General features: G+C 69.2%; 2 protein-coding genes. One reads left to right on the forward strand and one right to left on the reverse strand.

Annotated elements, in window-relative coordinates:
* Positions 1-114: 114 nt before the first annotated feature.
* On the forward strand, positions 115-453 hold the full coding sequence (locus AB0C29_RS47270; RefSeq protein WP_360834774.1) for a DoxX family protein: 339 nt from the start codon (positions 115-117) through the stop codon (positions 451-453).
* 507 nt (positions 454-960) lie between these two features.
* Here the strand turns inward: AB0C29_RS47270 and AB0C29_RS47275 are convergent.
* Positions 961-1,650: alpha/beta hydrolase (locus AB0C29_RS47275; RefSeq protein WP_360834776.1), on the reverse strand; the 690-nt coding region annotated here is incomplete at its 5' end.

The following is a 1,650-nucleotide window of genomic DNA, read 5'->3' on the forward strand; positions in this document are numbered from 1 at the left end:
TTGGGCCGCCCTGCGGGCGGGGGGCGCGTAGAGCATCCTCGGGCCCGCAAATTATACGCGCCCGGCTCCCCGGCCGCGGCCGGGGAGCCGGACCCACTTTCCAGGGAGGGACCCATGGGCGCCGTCGTCATCCTCGCCGCAATCGTCGCCAACCTCGTAGCCGCCTCGGGCGACTTCACGAGGGCGAAGTTCGCCACCGAAACCGCAGGGGAAGTAGGCGTTCCACTGACCTGGCTCCCCGTACTGGGCACCCTCAAGGTTGCCGGAGCAACCGGCCTGACCCTCGGCCTGATGGGCGTCCCCTACCTCGGTCTGGCCGCCGCGACCGGCCTGGTCCTGTTCTTCCTCGGCGCGATCGCTGTGCATCTGCGTGTACACGAGTTTCATCACGTCGTCGCCACCGTCGGCTACCTGGCCCTGGCCATCGCCGCCCTGAGCGCCGAACTGGTGTAGCCGGACGATCCCGGTAGGCCCTTCATCGCCCTCGACCCTTCAGGCAGACGCGTCGTACTGCTCAGGTCCCACAGCATCCGCGGCATGGCGGTGCGTCCCTGCGGCTGACGCACCACGTTCCACCGGCCATGTTGAGCATGATTCGCGATCGACAAGCGCCCTCACCGGGTGCCCGTCATGGCCGTCCGTCGTAAGCCGGGCGGTGATCCACGCGAACGACACAGCGTGCGGTGGCCCGCATACCGCGACAGCGCGACGTCCAGCGTGCGTGCCGGCTCACCACGGCGGCGAGGTGCGCGTAGTGCGGGAGAAGGGCACACACGCCGACCGGCGGTGGTCGCTCCCGATGACTTTCGCTCATGGTGCCAGCATCCACCGCGGTCGATCGTTGTCTTCTGTGGACCGGGTCGACGCTCGAACCGTGACACCGACACCCCTGCTCGGCAGCGGGCGGCGGACGTATCGTCCGCCGCCCGTCGGCCAGCAACCCCCATCCCGCGGCGAGCCTCAGCTGGTCTCCCGTGCGGCGCGCTCGATGAACGCCGCGGTGATGCCGGGATGGGACACGAAGACGGCGTGGGAAGCACCCTTGACGGACTGCACCGTGCCGCCCGTACGGTCGGCCATGAAGTGCTGGACCTTCGCCGGGATGTTCTTGTCCGCCTCGGCGATGAGGTGGTAGCTCGAGATGCCACGCCAGGCCGGCACGCCGGCGTCCTCGTTGAGCGCCGCAGCTGTGATCGGTCGTTGCGAGACGGCCATCAGTGCTGCCTCGTCAGCGGGCACGTCGGCGGCGAACTGCTGGTGAAACAGCTTCTGGTCCACGTACAGGTCCTGCCCGCCGTCCGGCAGCTGGACCGGCCGCAGGGTCTCGCCGAGCGTGCTGCCCGGGAACTTGACCGACAACTCTGTCGCGCTCTCGCCCCGGTCAGGGGCGAAGGCCGCGACGTAGACGAGCGCTTTGACATTTCTGGTGCCGTTCGCGGCGGTCGAGATGACATTGCCGGCGTAGGAGTGACCGACCAGCACGATGGGACCGTCGATGCTCTGCAGCAGCGCCTTGACCTGCGCGCCGTCGGATGCCACTCCGCGGAGGGGGTTGGCGGCGCCGACCACCGGATAGCCGTCGTGGAGCAATCGGCGGGCGACGCCGTTCCAGCCGCTGGAATCGGCGAACGCGCCGTGCACGAGCACGAC

It is taken from the genome of Actinoplanes sp. NPDC048791, assembly GCF_040650095.1.
Taxonomy (GTDB): domain Bacteria; phylum Actinomycetota; class Actinomycetes; order Mycobacteriales; family Micromonosporaceae; genus Actinoplanes.

Bases quoted from the DNA above. Each gene is read 5' to 3' on its own strand.
- AB0C29_RS47270 (WP_360834774.1), top strand. From the start codon at position 115: ATGGGCGCCGTCGTCATCCTCGCCGCAATCGTCGCCAACCTCGTAGCC.